The organism is Thermoanaerobaculum aquaticum (assembly GCF_000687145.1).
Lineage (GTDB): Bacteria > Acidobacteriota > Thermoanaerobaculia > Thermoanaerobaculales > Thermoanaerobaculaceae > Thermoanaerobaculum > Thermoanaerobaculum aquaticum.
Window position 1 is genome coordinate 1 of record NZ_JMFG01000029.1, and the last position, 226, is coordinate 226.

The following is a 226-nucleotide window of genomic DNA, read 5'->3' on the forward strand; positions in this document are numbered from 1 at the left end:
CCGTTGAGATCCCCCATGCCAGCCGCAAACACCCGCCCCAAAATCTCGTCCTTGGAGAAAAACCCGGAAAACACAGGGATACCGGCCAAAGCCAGGGTCGCCACCAGGAACGTCCAGTAGGTGGTGGGAAGATGCCGCTTCAAGCCCCCCATCTTGCGCATGTCCTGCTCCCCACCCAGGGCGTGAATGACGCTGCCGGAGCCCAAGAACAGGCAGGCTTTGAAGA

General features: G+C 60.6%; 1 protein-coding gene. It reads right to left on the bottom strand.

Translation table 11 applies throughout. The annotated features are described in order from the left end of the window. The coding region (locus EG19_RS10310; protein ID WP_038050159.1) for a proton-conducting transporter transmembrane domain-containing protein at nucleotides 1-226 on the bottom strand (226 nt) is incomplete at both ends.